Genomic DNA, 18,335 nt, shown 5'->3' on the forward strand with positions numbered 1-18,335 from the left:
TCTCAATTAACAGCTGAGTAATTGCGAATAGTTCGGTATCAGCATATAGGTACCAACAAAATCTACGGCTGGCGTGTCGCCACTATAAATCACCACGTGAATGACGATGCGTGCTTTGCGCCCTGACTCCAATCGATCTAGGTCACCACTGATCCCATCCAACGAAGTGCTCGCCACAGGGTTTTGCTCGACTGGTTGACGATAACGAATCGAACTGTCGGCCAACACAATATCACCATGCAGACCGCGCTCTTTAAGCAGCAGCCACGTCATACCCCACCCCGTCAAGGTGGCTAAAGTAAAAGCCGACCCCGCAAACATGGTGTTATGCGGATTAAGGTTCGGATTAAGTTGCGCGCAGCATTCAAACTGATAACCCGTGTACTGGTTAATTTTGATCCCCATTTTGTCGCTAATTGGGATCTGTTGCTCCCAGCGCTGCTGAAGTTCAGTGCACCATTCTGGGCGACGTAACACATTCGCCATCGGATCCAATGGCTTCACCATTTGTTGGTGACGCACAGGACCGCGCTCGTCGGTTAGTTCACCGCGACGCTCAAAGCCATTTTTCTCGTAAAATGCGATAGCATCTTCACGGGCATTACACACCAAGCGCTTCGCCCCTTCTTGGCGTGCTAACGACTCTAGCGCGACCAGAACCAGCGAGCCCATCCCCTTACTGCGGCGATTATTTTTAACCGCCATATAGCGGATTTGGCCATCATTATCCGGCGTAATGTATAAACGACCGATCGCCATAGGACGACCTCGGCCATCAACAATCATACGGTGATGGCTCATTTCATCGTATTCATCGCGTTCAGAGCCAATTGGCATACGCCATGGCTCACGAAGCAGTTGCCAGCGAAACTGATAATACTTGTTTATCTGATTATCGGTTTTGGGAGTAATGAGTTTGAACATATCAATCCTTTGAAAGCACAACACTAATAAATGTCGGGAAAATCACTCCAAGCCAATTCCATGAGCTTGGAGTTAAAGCTTAGACTATGGCACCGGTGTTACCAGACTAGACCTGCAACCAAAACGTCACCGGACCGTCATTCACTAAGGACACTTTCATATCGGCAGCGAAGCGGCCACGCTGTGTGGGTAAAACTTGTTCACACAAATCAGAAAAGTAATCATACAAGCGCTCAGCATCAGCAGGATGCGCACCGCGAGAAAAGCCAGCACGAGTGCCTTTTTTTGTATCCGCAGGTAACGTAAATTGAGAAACCACCAGCACTTTGCCTGCTACCTGTTTGACGTTCAGGTTCATCTTACCTTCATCATCTTCGAACACGCGGTAGGTCGTAACACGCTCCATCAAGCGTTTTGCTTTGGCCTCATCGTCGTCTTTCTCTACTCCTAATAAGACCAGCAGACCACGATCAATTTCCCCTACGACTTCACCATCCACACGGACGGCAGCTTCACTGACTCGTTGAATTAGCGCTATCACTACTCTCGCTTCCTTCATCTGTTAACTGAGATTCAGCGGTCGAGTGTATCATGTCTAAATCTTCGCTCCAGTGCTCTCGCTCACCAAGCGCAGCTGTGACTTCCGCACCCAATAACACGATCATCCAGCATAAATACACCCAAACAAACAAGATAGGAATCGCGGCTAACGCGCCGTAAATGAGCTGATAAGATGGGAACTGCGTGATGTAGAGTGCAAAGCCCTTTTTACTTAATTCGAACAGTATCGCAGCGACTGCTGCCCCCATCGCGCCATGAGCCAGGTGCACTTTTTTATTCGGCACCAGAATATATAATCCAAGGAAAGCGAAAAAAGACAACAACAGCGGTAACCAACGTAAAAACAGATTGAACGCACCAGATAATGTCTCGTTCTCTAAAATTTGCAGTGAGGTCACGTACGATGTCGCCGCGATACTCGCACCGACCATGATCGGCCCTAACGTGAGTACCATCCAATACATAGAGAATGAAAAGACTAAACGGCGCTTGTCTTTAACTCGCCAAATGTAGTTTAAGTTCTTATCAATGTTCGAAATCAGCATGACTGCAGCAATGAATAAAAACCCACCGCCAACCGCGCTCATTTTGCCCGTATTCGCCACAAATTCCTGCAATGCCGTATGTACAGCTTCCCCAGATGCCGGAACAAAATTCTCAATAATGTAGCCTTGCAACACCTCACCGACGTTCGCAAAAACGGGAAATTTCGACAATATTGATAACAATACCGTCAGCATTGGCACGATGGATAACAAGGTAATGTAGGCAAGATAGCCCGCGTTCACATTGACGCGATCATGCGTTAATCGCTTAAGAAGATACTTAAAAAACGCGACGCAACTTGGCAGTAGATTGATTAATCTTGCCTTGTAACTCTCTGATAACTGGTTCATAGTTCATCCCATAATAAGGGTCTGTTGACCTTTTGAGCTGATTTTTGCAGCAGTTTGTGGGTTCTTTATACAAGGCAGAGGCTTTGAATTGTAGTTAACCTACCAGAGAAGCCGATAACGCAGTAGAAAGAAACCACAAGCGCTGCCCGAAGGGTTCGTCTAGAAGCGTTTTACTCTTTGTTGAGAGGCGTTTTGCTTAGAATGACTATGCTACAACCCTCTCGCCGCGATTAAAACGCTTTTATATCGAACAAAAAACAACCACAAAAGGTCGGCAGACCCTATTGTCGAGGACATAAGAATGCCTTATTTATTAGCAATTGTACTATCAATTTTCACTTTAACAGGGTGTCAATCTGCTTATTACTCAGCGATGGAGCAAGTTGGGTACCATAAACGAGATATTATGGTCGACCGCGTTGAAGATGCCAAAGAATCTCAACAAGATGCACAAGAAGAATTCACCAGTGCGCTCGAAGCCTTATCTGCGATCACTAATTTTGATGGTGGTGAGCTAGAAAGTGTCTACAACAAAATCAATGACAAGTACGAAGACAGCGAAAAAGCGGCGCAAGACGTTCGTGACCGCATTGCTGCGATTGAAGACGTTTCCGGCGCACTGTTTAATGAATGGCAAGACGAACTAGAGCTGTACTCGAGCGTGAAATTGCGCCGTTCAAGCGAACAAAAGCTACGTGAAACCAAAGCTTCGTACAAAACCATGCTTAGCGCAATGAAGCGTGCAGAGAAAAAGATGACGCCTGTACTAAATACACTGCGCGACAACACGTTGTACTTGAAACACAACCTTAACGCGAGTGCGATTGGCTCTCTACAAGGTGAGTTTTCTAGTCTAGAGAAAGACATTCAGTTTGCAATCAAACAGATGAACGAAGCGATTGCAGAGTCTGATAAGTTCCTGCAAAAGCTCAATCAAAAGTAAATGATTCAAACCTCCTCCTAGCGAGGAGGTTTTAGTCTGTGACCTCACCAACTAAACCGATGACTCTTCGAACAAAGCCTACTCGTTCTAGCACACTGCCCCATGGCACTTCTACCACTTCGTAACCCAACTCAGCATAGATATCTACTAAGGATTGATGAATCTCCAATGCTTCTTCAAAGCTGTGTGGACGCACTTCATCTTGCACGTAAATGGATGCTTCAGGTTGACAGGTAAACACCTGACTATGGTACCCAGCACTTTCGGTTAAGAAAGCTTGGTCAACCTTACAACCGCCCACTTGTAAGTAAGCAATGATGTCTGGGATGGCGCGATCAACAAACGCAACGTCATGACAACGCGCATCACTCTTTTGCTTGCTCATCAAGTCGAGACACAATTGAGCAAACTCAGGCAGGTTCGTCCACGGCAAGATACCGTCGTTTAACTGGCTTTGCTGTTCAATCAGCGTACGAGAGCTCTCTGCAAACGTCGCATACCCTTGCCGCTCTAATGCATTCAGTAGGGTGGTTTTCCCCGCACCAGGGCCACCAGTAATCACGATTGGCTTCATGCTGATATTTTTATTCTCTAGATACAAAAAACCCTGAGCATAACTCAGGGCTTCTTCTTAATTGAATCGCTTAACGAAAGTTATTTCGCGCCACGAGAAGCACGTTTACGATCGCTTTCCGTTAGGAATTTCTTACGGATACGGATGCTTTCAGGTGTTACTTCTACTAGCTCGTCGTCATCGATGAACTCAAGCGCTTGCTCTAGCGTCATGATGATTGGCGGAGTTAGAACCTGTGCGTCATCTGTACCAGATGCACGAACGTTGGTTAGCTGCTTACCTTTCAGTGCGTTTACTGTTAGGTCGTTGTCGCGGCTGTGAATACCGATAACCATGCCTTCGTAAACTTCCACACCGTGACCGATAAATAGACGACCACGTTCTTGAAGGTTGAACAGTGCGTTAGTTAGCGCTTTACCCGCAGCGTTAGCAATCAGAACACCGTTGATACGCTGACCGATGTTACCGCCTTTGTGTGGGCCGTAGTGGTCAAACGTATGGTATAGAAGACCAGAACCAGAAGTCAGTGTCATGAATTCCGTTTGGAAGCCGATCAGACCACGAGATGGCATGATGAAGTCCATACGTACACGGCCTTTACCGTCTGGAGCCATATCTTTCAGCTCACCTTTACGTAGGCCGATATTCTCCATGATACCGCCTTGGTGCTCTTCCATTACGTCGATAGTTACCGTTTCAAACGGTTCCATTAGCTGACCATCTTCTTCTTTGATGATTACTTCTGGACGAGATACGGCAAGCTCGAAGCCTTCACGACGCATGTTTTCGATCAGGATAGAAAGGTGAAGTTCACCACGACCTGATACGCGGAATTTATCTGGATCGTCTGTTTGCTCAACACGTAGTGCAACGTTGTGCACCAATTCTTTCTCTAGACGCTCAAGGATGTTACGTGAAGTGACGAACTTACCTTCTTTACCAGCGAATGGAGACGTGTTTACTTGGAACGTCATGGTTACTGTTGGTTCATCAACAGACAGTGCTGGTAGTGCTTCTACTGCGTTTTGTGCACAGATAGTATCAGAGATTTTAAGCTCGCCAAGACCAGTGATTGCAATGATATCACCCGCGTTAGCTTGCTCAACTTCGTGACGCTCTAGGCCTAGGTAGCCCATTACTGTGCCCACTTTACCGTTGCGAGTTTTGCCGTCTGCACCAACAACCGTTACTTGCTGGTTTGGCTTAACGCTACCACGAGTTACACGGCCAACGCCGATAACGCCAACGTAAGAGCTGTAATCCAACTGAGAGATTTGCATCTGTAGTGGACCATCTAGGTCAACTTCTGGTGCAGCTACTTCGCCAACGATAGTTTCGAATAGCGGTTCCATGTTCTCGCCCGTTTCGCCTTCTTCTAGAGAAGCCCAACCGTTAAGAGCAGAAGCGTAAACCACTTTAAAGTCTAACTGTTCGTCAGAAGCACCTAGGTTGTCGAATAGGTCGAACACTTGGTCCATAACCCAATCAGGACGTGCGCCAGGGCGGTCAATCTTGTTGATAACAACGATTGGTTTTAGACCATGAGCAAACGCTTTTTGTGTTACGAAACGCGTTTGAGGCATTGGACCATCAACCGCGTCAACGATAAGTAGTACAGAGTCTACCATCGACATGATACGTTCAACTTCGCCACCGAAGTCCGCGTGTCCCGGAGTATCTACGATGTTGATACGGTAATCGTTCCAGTCGATTGCTGTGTTTTTAGCAAGAATGGTAATACCGCGCTCTTTCTCGATGTCGTTCGAGTCCATGACTCGCTCTTCAGCTTCACCGCGAGACTCAAGCGTGCCTGATTGTTGTAGCAGCTTGTCAACCAACGTGGTTTTACCGTGGTCAACGTGCGCGATGATCGCGATATTTCTTAATTTATCAATCTGTGGAGTAGCCATGGATATTGATTCACTTAGATAGATGAAATGCCCCCACGCTGAGAACGGGTGCTCTCTGGCGACATTTGCTGATTAAAAAAACGGCCATAATGTACCAGATTTTAGCAAAAAGCCTAGAAATATGTGATCTACTCCCGAGCATTTCTGCGATTTTTACGCTTAATGCCCATTTTCTTCCTCAGAACGAATTGATTAAACGCAACTTTATTCCAATCGATGCATAATTCAAATTGACTCTTGCTCAAAAACTGGGCTGAATAAGCAATGCGCCTGTCACATTATGGTGCAATAATGATTTTCCGCACCATAATAGTGCAAGTAAAGATCATTTTGGTGCAATCATCTGCACCAAGCTAGCGCCAAAAAACACAATTGCTTGAAATTAATGGAATATTTTTTTTGGCACGGTTTTGGCTTTAGTTAAAACAGCATCGATTAATGAAAAGTCAAATTGATTAATCAATGCCAGGTTTCATGAATAATTCATAAATCGAGCTTTTACCGCTTATTAACACTGGAGGTTATCCAAGATGTCAGTAGAAAACGTTCTATCGCTGATCCAAGAAAACGAAGTTAAGTTTGTTGACCTACGCTTCACTGATACAAAAGGTAAAGAGCAGCACATTTCGATCCCTGCTCACCAAATCGACGCAGACTTCTTCGAAGAAGGTAAAATGTTCGATGGTTCATCAGTTGCTGGCTGGAAAGGTATCAACGAATCAGACATGGTAATGATGCCTGACGCATCTTCTGCTGTGCTTGACCCATTCACGGAAGACGCAACACTAAACATCCGTTGTGACATCTTAGAGCCGGCAACAATGCAAGGTTACGACCGTGACCCACGTTCTATCGCAAAACGCGCTGAAGACTTCATGCGCTCTACTGGCGTTGCAGATACTGTACTTATCGGTCCTGAGCCAGAATTCTTCCTATTTGACGACGTGAAATTCGCGACTGACATGTCAGGCTCTTTCTTCAAGATCGATGACGTAGAAGCAGCATGGAACACAGGTTCTGATTACGAAGAAGGTAACAAAGGTCACCGTCCAGGCGTTAAAGGTGGTTACTTCCCTGTAGCTCCAGTGGATTCATCTCAAGATATCCGTTCTGCTATGTGTCTAGTAATGGAAGAGATGGGTCTTGTTGTTGAAGCACACCACCACGAAGTGGCAACAGCGGGTCAAAACGAAATCGCAACTCGTTTCAACACGCTAACAACCAAAGCTGACGAAATCCAAATCTACAAGTACGTTGTACACAACGTTGCTCACGCGTTTGGTAAAACAGCGACGTTCATGCCTAAACCACTTGTTGGTGACAACGGTAGCGGTATGCACGTTCACCAATCTCTAGCGAAAGATGGTGTAAACCTATTTGCTGGTGACAAGTACGGCGGTCTATCTGAAATGGCGCTTTACTACATTGGCGGTATCATCAAACACGCTCGTGCAATCAACGCATTTGCTAACCCATCAACAAACTCGTACAAACGTCTTGTACCAGGCTTCGAAGCGCCAGTTATGCTTGCTTACTCTGCACGTAACCGCTCTGCTTCAATCCGTATCCCAGTGGTACCAAGCCCGAAAGCACGTCGTATCGAAGTTCGCTTTGGTGACCCAGCGGCTAACCCATACCTATGCTTTGCATCAATGCTAATGGCTGGTCTTGACGGTATTAAGAACAAGATCCACCCAGGCGAAGCAATGGATAAAGACCTTTACGATCTACCAGCAGAAGAAGCAGCAGAAATCCCAACGGTTGCATACTCACTGAAAGACGCACTAGCAGAGCTAGATGCTGACCGTGAATTCCTAACAGCGGGTGGTGTATTCTCTGACGACTTCATCGACTCTTACATCGAGCTGAAATCTCAGGACGTAGAGCGCGTGAACATGACAACTCACCCAGTTGAGTTCGAACTTTACTACTCTGTATAAGGTCGACACTGTGTAAAATGTAAACACAGCAACAAAATATTAGGCTCGCCTCGCAGGCGGGCCTTTTTTGTATTCGTCAGTCAAGATTCGACGTTTAACATGAGGGGATAATAAAAATACGCTTGGACTTTTTACCTTGTAGGTCAAAGAGCTAAGCCATTGAAACGTGAAATCATCGATCAAAAGAAGGTGAGCAATGAAAGTTCAGCTTATTCCATCGCTATGTGCTCTCAGCGGATTATTAATCGTCTCCATCGCATCAGCGCAGGTTGCTTATACATGGGTAGATAAAAATGGCGTGGTTCATTTTAGTGATACGCCAAACCAAGGTGCAAAAGCCATCGCGTTGCCAAACCTTGAAGCCAGCGCACCCGCTCCTAAGGTAGAAAGCACGGAATCACTCGCCCCTCAGACCAAGCCATCGAAAGAGCCACAAGACAAGCCGGAAAAGAAAACCGATAAACCTCTCCCATTAAAGCTCTCGATGCTGACTCCTCAACATAACGAAACCATCCGCAGCAACCGAGGCATCATCAATATTCAACTGGAAACCAATCGCAAGCTTGGTATCGGCGAACAGTTGCAACTGCTGCTCGACGGAAAACCTTATGGTGCGCCACAAAGCCATATGATGTGGCAGTTAAACAATATTGACCGAGGCACCCACACACTGGCCGTGCACGCGAAAAGAAGCGGCAAGCTTATTGCATCTACTAGCCCTATAACGGTGCATTTACATAGAGCAAGTGTTAAGCCGACCGTAAAAGGGGCAAAATAGAATATCTGGTGAAAAAAATAGCATCACTGCGGTGCTTTTCACTTTTTCTTCTGAGATTTATTCGCCATACTTAACGTTCAATTGCACCATTATTGTGCAACGCACAATCTTAAAGCAAAACAAGGACGTAATGTGGATACCAGTCTTCCTAGTGCCATTCTCAACAACATGGTGACAGCAACGCTGATTCTTGATGATGGATTGGCTATCCGTTATGCCAATCCGGCTGCCGAGTTGCTGTTTTCTCAAAGCGCGAAACGTATTGTTGAACAATCGCTTTCTCAATTGATTCAACATGCGTCGCTGGATCTCGCGCTGCTCACTCAACCATTGCAAAGTGGCCAAAGCATCACCGACAGTGACGTCACTTTCGTTGTTGATGGCCGCCCCTTAATGCTAGAGGTGACAGTTAGCCCAATCACTTGGCAAAAGCAGTTGATGCTTCTGGTTGAGATGCGCAAAATTGATCAGCAGCGCCGACTCTCTCAAGAACTGAACCAGCACGCCCAACAACAAGCGGCGAAACTGTTAGTCCGAGGGCTTGCACATGAGATCAAAAACCCGCTAGGTGGATTACGTGGTGCAGCGCAATTGCTAGAAAAAATGCTGCCAGATCCCTCTCTCACCGAATATACGCACATCATTATTGAGCAAGCCGACCGTTTAAGAGCGCTCGTTGATCGATTACTCGGACCACAAAAGCCAGGTAAGAAGACACAAGAAAACTTGCATCAAATTCTGGAAAAGGTCCGCCAGTTGGTTGAACTAGAATCGCAACGTTCAATCGTGATTGAACGTGATTACGACCCGAGCTTGCCAGAAATTTTGATGGATGCGGACCAAATCGAACAGGCGATGCTTAATATCGTCAGTAATGCAGCGCAAATTCTTAGCCATCAAGAACACGGCAAAATCACCATTCGCACCAGAACGGTGCATCAAGCTAATATTCACGGCAAACGCTGTAAACTCGCTGCGCGTGTCGAAATCACAGACAACGGCCCAGGCATTCCACCGGAATTACAAGACACGCTGTTCTATCCCATGGTCAGTGGCCGCGAGGGAGGAACTGGCTTAGGGCTGTCTATTTCACAAAATTTGATCGACCAGCACAATGGAAAAATAGACGTAGAAAGCTGGCCTGGTCACACAACATTTACTATTTATTTGCCGATCTGATTGCGCTAATGGACTTCAAGTCGCATCAGTTTTCGGTTTGCTGCAAGGATTACTACATGAGTAAAGGATATGTTTGGGTCGTTGATGACGACAGTTCCATTCGCTGGGTGATGGAGAAAACGCTCTCCTCTGCCAACATAAAATGCGAAACCTATGCCGATGGGGAAAGCGTTTTGATGGCGCTCGAACGCGAAGTACCAGATGTGCTGGTATCGGACATTCGCATGCCGGGTATTGATGGATTAGAGCTGCTAAAACAAGTACAGCGCGATTACCCAGACCTTCCCGTGATTATCATGACCGCCCACTCAGATTTGGATGCGGCAGTGAATGCATACCAAAAAGGCGCCTTTGAATACTTACCAAAACCTTTTGATATCGATGAAACCTTAACGTTAGTTGAGCGAGCGATTGCACACAGTCACGAAAATAAACGTGAGCAACTCTCTCCAGAAGACATTCCAGCAGAAACGCCAGAAATCATCGGTGAAGCGCCAGCCATGCAAGAAGTATTTCGCGCCATTGGTCGTCTTTCTCGCTCCTCAATTTCAGTATTGATTAACGGTGAATCGGGCACGGGTAAAGAGCTCGTTGCTCATGCGTTGCACCGCCATAGTCCTCGCGCCAACAAACCTTTTATTGCACTCAATATGGCGGCGATTCCCAAAGATCTGATTGAGTCAGAGTTGTTTGGTCATGAAAAAGGGGCATTTACCGGGGCGAACAATGTTCGTCAGGGTCGATTCGAACAAGCCAATGGCGGCACCCTATTTTTAGACGAAATCGGTGACATGCCGTTAGATATTCAAACCCGTTTGCTGCGTGTTCTGGCCGACGGACAGTTTTATCGAGTGGGCGGTCACTCCCCAATCAGCGTCGACGTAAGGATTGTCGCGGCAACACACCAGAATTTAGAAAAGCTGGTGCATGAAGGCGATTTCCGTGAAGATTTATTCCATCGCTTGAACGTGATTCGAGTGCAGATTCCGGCATTGCGTGAACGTAAGCAAGACATCGAAAAACTTACGCAGCATTTTCTTATCCGAGCGGCTGATGAGCTGGGGGTCGAAACCAAAACTCTGCATCCGTCGACCGTTGAAATTCTTAACCGCCTTGATTGGCCAGGCAACGTGCGTCAATTAGAGAATATTTGCCGTTGGTTAACCGTCATGGCCAGTGGTAGCGAGGTATTGCCAAACGACTTACCAAGCGAACTGCTCGAAGAGAAAAAATCCATTTCGGACTCTGAACATGGCAGCTGGCAAGAACAATTGGCGGATTGGGCACGTCAATCACTCGCGGCAGGAGATAAAGAACTACTTTCTTATGCTTTACCAGAATTTGAGCGCATTTTATTAGAGGCAGCTTTGGAGCACACTAAAGGTCACAAGCAAGATGCCGCTAAAGTATTAGGCTGGGGGCGAAACACGCTTACCAGAAAATTAAAAGAATTGTACTGACAATCACTTACGTGGTGCGTTAACAACGAGAGTCGTTTGTCACTCGATATTAACAAAAATATCAGTACAATTGTGGCGCACCACCATCTATGTGATTAGGCAATGTCTACTGCTACGACTCAAATTACACTGCGTACCGCTGTTCTCATTCCATTTGTCATGATCTTCTTACTGGCGATCGGTGTCATTGTCTACGTCCAAAAACAAAGCTACGAAGAAGTGGTCACAGATATCAGCGACAAACAACTTTCCGTGTTAACCGAAAGTGTCCACGACCACCTTAATAGCTATCTGCGCAAGCCGTTTACTGCGGTTATGGCTCTCGCGCATAACGTCAGCTATCACAACCTTTATCACCCTCACGACACCTCAGATATTCAAAGCTACCTGCTGAGTGCATTCAAAAACCTTTACCAATCGATACCGCAGTTGGATGTCATCGCATTTGGTTCAGAAAGCGGTGACTTTGCCGGGTTCCGCCGCGAGCTTTCCGACGATTACACCTTAATGGTTCAAGATCGATATACCGATGGTGATCTGATTATTTATGGCACCAACCATGTGAGTAATAGCATTCGAACGGTTATCTCTCCATACGATCCTCGCACTCGCCCATGGTATACGCCCGTCGCAGAGACTCAAACCTCGATGTGGTCTGAGATTTATACGAATGCCGATGAACGCCAGGATATTACGCTGTCAGCCATGACACCAGTGTATAAACACGACCAATTTGCTGGCGTTTTGGTGACAGACATTCGCATCAACACATTTAACGAATTTCTACGTGAGTTAAAATACAACACCAAAGCTTCGGTCTACATCATGGACCCAGAGCATCGTTTAATCGCTCACTCAGGCCCGGGAAGCGTCATCTCATGGGGCACAAAGTTTTCTGATAAAGGGCAGCGTTTGTTTGCGGCTGAAAACGCAGATCCGATCATCAAAATCAGTGCGAGCCGCGTTCGGTCGTTTGATCTCAACAATACTAAGCAACCTTACACCTTTTCATTTGAGCATGACGGCCAACGTATTTTCAGCCGACTAACCCCATACCGAGATCAAAACGGTTTAACATGGTTTATTGGCACCTCTATATCTGAATCCGAGTTGCTGGGTACATTGCCGAAAAGCCAACAAAAGAGTTGGTTGGTCGGGTTTATCGTCAGCTTATTTGGTATCGCCATCAGTTGGATCATTTTCAACCGAGTCACCAGACCGATTAACGCGACGGCCGACGCCGCCCAACACCTTGCGAATGGCGATTGGGACAGCAGTATGCCAAAACCTGGTTATGTGTATGAGACAACGGTACTTGTGCATGCCTTTAATGAGATGACGAGTAACCTCAGAGCCTCATTTAAAGCGTTGCGTGAACAGTTGGTTTATGACTCTCTGACACGCTTATACAGTCGTCAGGGCTTGGTCGAAATCTGTGAGAACCAATCTCACCTGTGCCACGGCAGTTTATTTTTACTTGGTATCAACAAATTTAGAGATATCAACGACAGTGTGGGTCATCATAACGGTGATCAACTGTTGGTCAGCATCGCAGAAAGGCTAAAACAAGAGTTTAGTGATAACGCGTTACTGGCTCGGATTGGTGGTGATGAGTTCGCAGTGTTTCTCTCAAACGCCGATACGGAAGCCAAAGTTAAACAAACCGAGCGTCGATTACAGCAACTCTTTTCCACCCCATTTATGGTGGAAGGTGAGAATGTAGTGATGAAGATTTCACTTGGCATTGTGCAAACCCAACCAAATGAAACCATGCCGCTGTGGCTTCGCAACGCCAGCATCGCATTAAGCTACGCCAAGCAAGACTCACTGACCGGTGTCTGTCATTACAGCCCTGAACTGGCAAGCGCTTCAAAGTTCCGCACCCAAATGCTGACTAAGATTCAAACTGGCATCGAAAACCAAGAGTTTGTCCCTCATTATCAACCTATTGTGGATCTCGCTAGTGGTAATGTGTGTGGCGCAGAAGCGCTGGCGCGCTGGCACAGTGACTCAGGAATGGTGTCACCATTAGATTTTATTCCAATCGCAGAAGAAAGCGGCATGATCAAAGCCATTGGCCAACAAATTCTGTTACAAGCTTGCCGCGATACATACCAAGCCATTCAAAGTAATCAGTGGCCATCAGACTTCCAACTGCATGTGAACATCTCCGTTAATCAACTGTCCTGCCCTGATTTTGTCGATACAGTGACCAACGTATTGGATATCACAAAATTACCCGCCAGTAACCTAACACTGGAGATCACCGAGTCGCGCATTATTGATAGCGCACCAACCACACTGGAAAACATGACCAAACTGCGTGATATGGGGATTGGGATCGCGATCGATGATTTCGGTACCGGTTACTCATCACTGGGTTATCTTCACTCACTGCCATTTACTTGTTTGAAGATTGATCGCACCTTCATCAATCAACTCACGCAAGAAAACTTAGACAGTTCGGTCGTTGCTGCGGTCATCAATATCACCGCAGGCCTCAAAACCAATGTCGTCGCAGAAGGCGTAGAGGATAGCAATCAAGCACAATTACTGCGCTCTTTAGGCTGCAACCAAGTGCAAGGCTTCTATTACAGTCGTCCAATGCCACTAGAAGAGTGGCCAACACATTTGGTTAACATGAAGTAGAAAAGAGCGAGAATCGTTGATTTCCTAGTCATCCTCTACTGACAATCTACCTAACTGTTATTTATACTTAACTGCAAATCTTACCCATGTATTGTCACAGATGATGTTTGGGCCCTGTTCCAGTTCATAACTATCCGGATCGACATAATGATAACGAAGAACCTTCCTCTTACTGATTTGCACCGCCACCTTGACGGTAACATTCGTACTAAAACGATTCTTGAGCTTGGCCAAAAATTTGGTATTGCTCTGCCAGCGTACGATATTGAGTCTCTCACTCCTCACGTTCAAATTGTCGAAGCGGAACCCTCTCTTGTTGCTTTCCTTTCTAAGCTCGACTGGGGTGTTGCGGTACTGGGCGACCTAGATGCATGTCGTCGTGTGGCGTACGAAAACGTAGAAGACGCACTAAACGCTCAAATCGATTACGCTGAACTGCGTTTCTCACCATACTACATGGCAATGAAACACAAGTTACCAGTAGCGGGTGTTGTTGAAGCAGTCGTGGACGGTGTGCAAGCGGGTATGCGCGATTTTGGCGTGAAAGCCAACCTGATCGGCATCATGAGTCGCACATTTGGCACCGACGCATGCCAACAAGAACTGGACGGCATTCTGAGCCAAAAAGATCACATCGTTGCCGTCGACTTGGCGGGTGACGAACTGGGCCAACCGGGCGATCGCTTTGTGTCTCACTTCAAACAAGTACGCGACGCTGGCCTTGGGGTAACGGTTCATGCTGGTGAAGCAGCAGGTGCAGAGAGCATGTGGCAAGCAATCAATGAGCTGGGCGCAACTCGTATCGGTCACGGCGTAAAAGCGATCCACGATCCAAAACTGATGGATTACCTAGCAGAAAACCGCATTGGTATTGAGTCTTGCCTAACATCAAACTACCAAACAAGCACGGTAGAAACGTTAGAAAACCACCCTCTCAAACAGTTCCTAGAGCATGGCGTTCTTGCGTGTCTGAACACTGACGATCCAGCGGTAGAAGGCATCGAACTGCCATACGAATACGAAGTAGCGGCACCAGCAGCTGGTCTGAGCCAAGACCAGATTCGCCAAGCACAAATCAATGGCCTTGAGATTGCGTTCCTTTCAGAAGCAGAAAAAGCGGAACTGAAAGCAAAAGTAAAAGATCGCGCTTAAATCCAGCGAAAACATAAAAAAATGCCAGCATCTGCTGGCATTTTTTATATCTTGAATCGGCGTCTATGATTAGATAACACGAGAGAATTGTTGCTGACGCGCCTTCGCTCGCAGGTACTTATCGAAGCTCATACAAATATTACGGATCAGCAAACGACCTCGCAGCGTCACACGAATTTCATTGTCATCCACTTCCACCAGCTCATCGTTGATGAAGGTCTGAAGTAGCTGCAAGTCTTCTTTAAAGTACTGATCAAACTTCACTTTAAACTCAGACTCGATCGCTTTCTTGTCTAGTTTAAAATTACAAATCAGCTGCTTGATCACTTCGCGACGTAGCAAATCATCAGAGTCCAGCGAGACCCCTTTCCACAGTGCGTGACGAAGTTCGTTGACTTGAGCGTAGTATTTCTTCAGCTCTTTCTGGTTTTGCGCGTATGCATCGCCGATCATCGAGATTGCAGAGACACCAAAGCCAACCAAATCACATTCACCTTGTGTGGTGTAGCCTTGGAAGTTGCGATGCAAAATACCTTCGCGCTGAGCAACGGCAAGTTCGTCATCAGGTAATGCAAAGTGGTCCATGCCGATAAATTGATAGCCAGCGCCAGTCAGTGTCGCGATGGTATCTTGCAGAATCGCCATCTTCTCTTCTGCTTTAGGCAGATCTTCGTCTTTAATCTTACGCTGCGCTGCAAATAGCTGTGGCATGTGCGCGTAGTTAAACACGGACAGACGGCCCGGCTGCATTTCCAGTACTTGTTCTAACGTCTTGGCAAAAGAGGCTTTGGTTTGCTTTGGCAAGCCGTAGATCAAATCTAGGTTTGTCGAACGGAAACCCAACTCTTTTGCGCGCGCAACCATCGCAAAGATGAACTCTTCATCTTGCTCACGGTTCACCAGTTTTTGCACTTCTTTGTTGAAGTCCTGAACACCGATGCTCAAGCGGTTAAAGCCTTCACTACGCAGGTGATCCAGCATGGTGATCTGAATTTCACGCGGGTCAACTTCGATACTGATTTCAGCATCACTGCTAAAGGTAAACTCTTGGCGCAACAGGCTCATTACGCGTGTAATTTGCTTTTCAGAAAGGAACGTTGGCGTACCACCACCAAAGTGCAATTGCGTTACCGTTCTGCCCACCAATAAGGCTGCACGTTGACGAATCTCATGCTCAAGCACATCGAGGTATTCGTCCGCTTTGTGCGAGTGGCGCGTGATGACTTTATTACAACCACAGTAGTAACAAAGCTTGTGACAGAACGGAATGTGTACGTACAGCGATAATGGGCGGTCTGGGTACTGAGTGCATGCCATATCATAATCAGAAATGGTGAACGCTTCATGGAACTCCAGCGCCGTTGGGTACGACGTGTAGCGAGGACCGGAATAGTTGTACTTATCCAATACCGCTTGATCCCAGACGATTTGCTGCTTCGATTCAGTGTGTTGATTCGACATGGTGGTACTTTCCGTTAAATGCTAGGGCAACGAAAGCCGTCACCCGATATTCAGAGCCGCTATTTTGCCATACGACGATGACAAGCGTGGCAACGCCGACTGGCTTTTTAATTATAAAACTAAAGAAGTGCTAGCGTGATCACGATACCCCCAAGCAGTCATAAGGAAACCATTGGGGGTAACTATTAAATCATCTGAATATTGATTTGATTATTCAGTGGCTGGACGTTTTTCTGCAACACTTTGAGCTCCTCAATGATCGCATCAGTAAGGCGGCTTTCCGCTTTATGACGCGTCAAGTTCTGTTGCATACGCTCTTTCTTGGCAAGTTGTTGGCGTTCTTCACCACGCGCCATATCTTTCACGATATGGTAAAGCTCAGAAATTGCAGGGTACGTTTTATCAAAATCGACACGGTCTTCACCTTGTACATAATCCATGATGTTATACACACGAATACTGATTTCAGACAAATCGCATTGGCCTTGAATACCCGCCTGACACAAGGTATGCACATTCTCAAAAATGTTGGCGTTACGTTTATCTATCGCCAATTTTTGATGCTTTAGCTGCAATTCCTTTTGCTTTTTCAATTGAAGCAGAAGGTAACCTGCATAAGAAGCAAGTGCGATGATAATCACAACACCAGCAATAGCTAATAAGGTTACATTCATAGCTTAATTATCCTTTGTAGTCGTCGAAGTTAATGTCGTCGAAATCTGCCAGCAAGTCATCATCATTGCGCGTGCTTTTCTCAGCAGGAGCAGTGAAGTCTTCCTCTTCTTCAGGTTCCAACAAACCTAGTTGGTCCATTAGCTTCTCAATGCGGTCGAGCTTCTCATCGACGTATTTCTGTAGACCTGTGCCTAGGTTTTCACCCGCTTCAATACGGTCTAGCAACACGTTCAATTGCGCGTCATTTTCTAGCATCTCTAGTTCTTGCTCTGCCGACAAACGACGCTCTTGCTTCGTCATTTTCTTCGCAGGCTCAACAACCAGAGGAATTTTCTTTTTACTGCCTAAACGCGGGTCGCGGTTTTGTGCAGCAGCTTGCTTTTTCTGCTCGTTAACTTCTGAGTTACGGTTACCCGTTTTCAAGCCTTTGCGCTTTTTAGCACGCTTGCGTAGGCGGCCTTCCACATCAGATTCTGTACGGTTACGAGTTACAACAAACTCAGGTGCGCCAGCGGCACCTGGCTTTCTAGATTTTTTACTACGGCTCATTACTGGGGTTTCCTCAGTAAAATTACATCATTACCAATAAATTCGAGTTCGAGCTTATCCCGCTCTGCTAGGAACTGGAACGTGTCACGACTAAAGAACACTACATGAGTGAGATCGTTCTTATAATGCCATGATTTGAAAGCCTCCACGTCGATGACCATTTTCGTCATCAGGCCTATCCAGCCCCCTGGCTTAACTAAATTCAACCATTGCTTCCACACCAAGTCTGGGTGGTAGAGGTGCTCTATCACCTCTGTTGCTGTCATGAAGTCATACGTTTTTTCTAAAACCGACGTATCAGGATGGTAGTAGAGGTCGTACAACGCCATGTTGTGCCCCGCCTCTTCCAACATTAAGGAAAGCGTTGGGCCAGGACCACAACCAAAGTCGATACCATTTGATTGTGGAGAAATTCGCTCTGTGATCGGGTCAGCAATACGCGACAAAAAGCGTCGGTAACCTAAATCTTCAGGGTTGTTCTCATGCAAATCATAGTGAGCTTTTTCGGTTTCCGCATCCAAACGTTGGTCTGGATTCACAAACACCAAACTGCACTGCTCACATTGAAGATATTCACGTCGCTTATCTTCAAAATAGTGGTGAGTACGCTGATTTTGGCATAAAGGACAGGTATGCATGCTGACTTCCTCAAACAGGGATGCGAAACATACCAGAAAGTGAACT

The 18,335-nt window shown here is 46.4% G+C and carries 16 protein-coding genes; 7 read left to right on the plus strand and 9 right to left on the minus strand.

The genetic code is table 11. The features are described 5' to 3' along the window. Positions 1–6 precede the first annotated feature (6 nt). The 3 genes from FR741_RS14775 to FR741_RS14785 all read right to left on the minus strand — a co-directional run bounded on the left by FR741_RS14775 (position 7) and on the right by FR741_RS14785 (position 2,381). Complete coding sequence (locus FR741_RS14775; RefSeq protein ID WP_005395003.1) at positions 7–924, minus strand: bifunctional GNAT family N-acetyltransferase/hotdog fold thioesterase; 918 nt, start codon at positions 922–924, stop codon at positions 7–9. Between the two features lie 106 nt (positions 925–1,030). After that, positions 1,031–1,465: a D-aminoacyl-tRNA deacylase gene (gene dtd, locus FR741_RS14780; protein ID WP_048624608.1), complete on the minus strand. Its 435-nt coding sequence runs from the start codon at positions 1,463–1,465 to the stop codon at positions 1,031–1,033. Beyond that, complete coding sequence (locus tag FR741_RS14785; protein WP_005379281.1) at positions 1,437–2,381, minus strand: virulence factor BrkB family protein; 945 nt, start codon at positions 2,379–2,381, stop codon at positions 1,437–1,439. Before FR741_RS14785 ends, dtd begins: the two co-directional genes overlap by 29 nt. 301 nt (positions 2,382–2,682) lie before the next feature. On the opposite strand from FR741_RS14785, the gene FR741_RS14790 reads away from it, so the two are divergent. Continuing rightward, positions 2,683–3,324 (plus strand): DUF2959 domain-containing protein, encoded by a 642-nt coding sequence (locus FR741_RS14790; RefSeq protein ID WP_167427031.1) that lies wholly within the window; start codon positions 2,683–2,685, stop codon positions 3,322–3,324. Between the two features lie 31 nt (positions 3,325–3,355). Here the strand turns inward: FR741_RS14790 and FR741_RS14795 are convergent, their stop codons facing one another. Beyond that, a complete protein-coding gene (locus tag FR741_RS14795) occupies positions 3,356–3,898 on the minus strand; it encodes an AAA family ATPase (RefSeq protein WP_167427032.1) in 543 nt (180 codons plus the stop codon). Positions 3,899–3,978: 80 nt separating this feature from the next. Further along, on the minus strand, positions 3,979–5,808 hold the full coding sequence (typA, locus tag FR741_RS14800) for a translational GTPase TypA (protein ID WP_046874152.1): 1,830 nt from the start codon (positions 5,806–5,808) through the stop codon (positions 3,979–3,981). Positions 5,809–6,338: 530 nt separating this feature from the next. On the opposite strand from typA, the gene glnA reads away from it, so the two are divergent. From glnA to add, 6 genes are all read left to right on the plus strand, one after another. Continuing rightward, positions 6,339–7,748: a glutamate--ammonia ligase gene (glnA, locus tag FR741_RS14805; protein WP_005395023.1), complete on the plus strand. Its 1,410-nt coding sequence runs from the start codon at positions 6,339–6,341 to the stop codon at positions 7,746–7,748. Positions 7,749–7,944: 196 nt separating this feature from the next. After that, positions 7,945–8,526 carry a DUF4124 domain-containing protein gene (locus FR741_RS14810; protein WP_012841225.1) on the plus strand — a complete coding sequence of 194 codons (582 nt, stop codon included), beginning with the start codon at positions 7,945–7,947 and terminating at the stop codon, positions 8,524–8,526. 132 nt (positions 8,527–8,658) lie between these two features. Then, positions 8,659–9,705: a nitrogen regulation protein NR(II) gene (gene glnL, locus FR741_RS14815; protein ID WP_012841226.1), complete on the plus strand. Its 1,047-nt coding sequence runs from the start codon at positions 8,659–8,661 to the stop codon at positions 9,703–9,705. A 56-nt stretch (positions 9,706–9,761) separates the two neighbouring features. After that, complete coding sequence (gene glnG / locus FR741_RS14820; RefSeq protein ID WP_005395036.1) at positions 9,762–11,165, plus strand: nitrogen regulation protein NR(I); 1,404 nt, start codon at positions 9,762–9,764, stop codon at positions 11,163–11,165. Between the two features lie 102 nt (positions 11,166–11,267). Continuing rightward, complete coding sequence (gepA, locus tag FR741_RS14825; protein ID WP_005395037.1) at positions 11,268–13,814, plus strand: phosphodiesterase GepA; 2,547 nt, start codon at positions 11,268–11,270, stop codon at positions 13,812–13,814. A gap of 147 nt (positions 13,815–13,961) precedes the next feature. Further along, complete coding sequence (gene add, locus FR741_RS14830; protein WP_005395038.1) at positions 13,962–14,966, plus strand: adenosine deaminase; 1,005 nt, start codon at positions 13,962–13,964, stop codon at positions 14,964–14,966. A gap of 69 nt (positions 14,967–15,035) precedes the next feature. Here the strand turns inward: add and hemN are convergent, their stop codons facing one another. The 4 genes from hemN to FR741_RS14850 all read right to left on the minus strand — a co-directional run bounded on the left by hemN (position 15,036) and on the right by FR741_RS14850 (position 18,289). Further along, positions 15,036–16,427, minus strand: a complete 1,392-nt coding sequence (gene hemN / locus FR741_RS14835; protein ID WP_005394456.1) for an oxygen-independent coproporphyrinogen III oxidase — start codon at positions 16,425–16,427, stop codon at positions 15,036–15,038. A gap of 185 nt (positions 16,428–16,612) precedes the next feature. Continuing rightward, positions 16,613–17,101 (minus strand): DUF2489 domain-containing protein, encoded by a 489-nt coding sequence (locus FR741_RS14840; RefSeq protein WP_005379254.1) that lies wholly within the window; start codon positions 17,099–17,101, stop codon positions 16,613–16,615. Between the two features lie 7 nt (positions 17,102–17,108). Beyond that, positions 17,109–17,651, minus strand: coding sequence for a Der GTPase-activating protein YihI (gene yihI, locus FR741_RS14845; protein ID WP_005394455.1), 543 nt, complete (start codon positions 17,649–17,651; stop codon positions 17,109–17,111). Then, on the minus strand, positions 17,651–18,289 hold the full coding sequence (locus tag FR741_RS14850) for a class I SAM-dependent methyltransferase (protein WP_005394454.1): 639 nt from the start codon (positions 18,287–18,289) through the stop codon (positions 17,651–17,653). Before FR741_RS14850 ends, yihI begins: the two co-directional genes overlap by 1 nt. Between the last annotated feature and the right edge of the window lie 46 nt (positions 18,290–18,335).

Origin of the sequence: Vibrio diabolicus (assembly GCF_011801455.1) — a bacterium.
Classification (GTDB): domain Bacteria; phylum Pseudomonadota; class Gammaproteobacteria; order Enterobacterales; family Vibrionaceae; genus Vibrio; species Vibrio diabolicus.